Below are 2,301 nucleotides of genomic sequence, written 5' to 3'. Positions count from 1 at the left end.
GCGTCGGGCCGTGGCTCGGCCCGTGGCCGGAGGACCCGCGCTACGACCCGGAGCTGCTCGCGCACGGCGACCGCCGCAACGTGCTCGACCACTACCGCTACTGGAGCCTCGAGGCGATCGTCGCGGACCTCGACGCGCGGCGCCACCCGTTCCACGTGGCCATCGAGAACTGGCAGCACGACCTGAACATCGGCACCGTCGTGCGCACCGCCAACGCGTTCAACGCCGCCGGGGTGCACATCATCGGGCGGCGCCGCTGGAACCGGCGCGGCGCCATGGTCACCGACCGCTACCTGCACGTGCGCCACCACGAGACGGTGGCGGCGTTCACGGAGTGGGCGGCGGGGGAGGGGCTGCCCGTGCTCGGCGTGGACCTGTTCCCCGAGTCGGTGCCGGTGGAGACCTTCGACTTCCCGCGTGCCTGCGTGCTCGTCTTCGGGCAGGAGGGGCCGGGGCTGTCGGCGGAGGTGCGCGCGGCGTCGAGCGCGGTGCTGTCCATCGCGCAGTACGGCTCCACCCGCTCGATCAACGCGGGCGTGGCCGCCGGCATCGCGATGCACGCGTGGATCCGGCAGCACGCGGCCGTCCCCTGAGTCCGGCGCGAGCCAGACGATTCCGCGCTGAAAGGAGCCTCTGGACCGCAGATTCGTCTGGCTCGTGGCGCAGGACGGCGCAGGACGGCGCAGAACGGCGCAGGGTGGCGTCGACGACGTGCGGCGTGACGGCGTCAGCCCGCGAAGGGGCGGGCCGGCAGGCCCGTCACCCCCGGGCGGACGGCGAACAGGGCCCCGGCCAGCGGGTCCTCGCCGCGCTCCAGGTTCTCCCAGGAGGTGGTGATGTAGAGGGTGCCGAGGTCGTCGCCGCCGAACGTGCACGCCGTCGTCTTCTGCACGGGCACCTCGACCACCTCGTCGAGCGTCCCCTCGGGCGTGTACCGGTGGATCTGCCCGTGGCTGATCACGGCCACCCAGATGCCGCCCTCGGCGTCCACGGTGAGTCCGTCCGGCTTGCCCTCGCCGTCGAGCACGTCCACGAGCACGCGCCGGTTCGTCAGGCCCTCCTCGCGGGAGTAGTCGAACACGGCCACCTGCCGCGTGGGGGTGTCGTTGTAGTAGGCCCGCGTGCCGTCCGGGCTCCACTCCAGGCCGTTGGACGTCGTCGCGCCGGTCAGCACGACGTCCACCTCGCCGGCGCCGCCGTCGGGTCCGGGGGCGAGCCGGTAGAGGTTCGCGGCGCCGGGGGTCTTGGCGTACGCCATGGTGCCGCAGTGGAACCGGCCGTCCGGGTCGCAGCCGCCCTCGTTCATCCGGATCCCGGCGTCCGCGCCCCACAGCTCGGGCAGCGTCGTCAGCTCGCCCTCGGGCGAGATCAGGGCGAAGCCCCGCTCCACCGCGACGACGGCGCCACCCCCCGCACGCGGGCGCAGCGCGGCGGCCACGTCCCCGACGTGCGTGCGGTCCACCGTGCCGTCGGCGCGCAGGGACAGGACGTCCCCGGCGAGCATGTCCACCCAGCGCAGGCCGCCGCCGGCGGTCACGCCCTCGGCGGCGCTGCCCCACGAGGCGGCCCAGACGGGGCCCTCGCCGTGGTAGGTGATGGGATCGGTGACCTGCTCGGCGCGCATGACTGCTCCTTCGGTGGGCGGGACGGTCCTGGCCCCGACGCTAGCCGAGGCTCAGAACCACCCGCACGAGTCGGCGGTCCAGCGGTCGGCGAGGGTCGCGTCCAGGAACGCCCCCATCCGCGGCAGCGAGGCCACGTGGCCGCCCACGTGGGTCGGGGTGAGGAGCGGGTCAAAACGCACCCGTGCCCCTTCCGCGCACCAGCGGCGGCCCAGGTCGCGGCCGGTGCGGTACGGGATGACGTCGTCCGTGACGGAGTGCGCGATCATCACCGGCACGTCCGGACGGCGGCCCGGTGCGCCGATCCGCTGCTCGGCGAGGATCCCGGCCAGCTCGGCGTCGGAGCGGACGAGCTCAGGGAAGTCCTGCCCCGTGTGGGTCAGCGTGGCGGAGTCGAGGTGCGCGTAGGCGAGGCTGCCTGCCACGCAGGTCTCGGCCGCGCCGGCGAGGGCCGTCAGGCCGGTCTCGTTGAGGTGCGTGGCCGGGTCCACGTCGTACGCGGCGAGCTGCCCGGCCATCGCGTAGAGCAGGAAGGCCGCGTACAGGCCGCCGTCGATCCGGTCCGCGACCTGCACGAGGTCGGCCGGCGGGGCGCCCACGTAGGCGCCCTTGAGGTCCAGCTCCGGGGCGTAGTCGGACGCGAGCTCGGCGGCGGCCGCGGCCGCCCCGCCGCCCTGCG

The 2,301-nt window shown here is 74.7% G+C and carries 3 protein-coding genes; 1 reads left to right on the top strand and 2 read right to left on the bottom strand.

All coding sequences use genetic code 11. The annotated features are described in order from the left end of the window. A partial coding sequence (locus HMPREF3105_RS00520) for a TrmH family RNA methyltransferase (protein WP_070708515.1) occupies positions 1 to 593 on the top strand: 593 nt, incomplete at its 5' end. Between the two features lie 134 nt (positions 594 to 727). On the opposite strand, the gene HMPREF3105_RS00515 is transcribed toward HMPREF3105_RS00520, so the two are convergent. Together HMPREF3105_RS00515 and HMPREF3105_RS00510 are read right to left on the bottom strand one after the other, a co-directional pair. Next, on the bottom strand, positions 728 to 1,624 hold the full coding sequence (locus HMPREF3105_RS00515) for an SMP-30/gluconolactonase/LRE family protein (RefSeq protein WP_041103614.1): 897 nt from the start codon (positions 1,622 to 1,624) through the stop codon (positions 728 to 730). A gap of 51 nt (positions 1,625 to 1,675) precedes the next feature. Further along, positions 1,676 to 2,301: lipase family protein (locus tag HMPREF3105_RS00510; protein WP_246830292.1), on the bottom strand; the 626-nt coding region annotated here is incomplete at its 5' end.

This window comes from Micrococcus sp. HMSC31B01 (assembly GCF_001816085.1).
Lineage (GTDB): Bacteria > Actinomycetota > Actinomycetes > Actinomycetales > Micrococcaceae > Micrococcus > Micrococcus luteus.
This window is presented reverse-complemented; position numbering and strand designations above follow the sequence as displayed.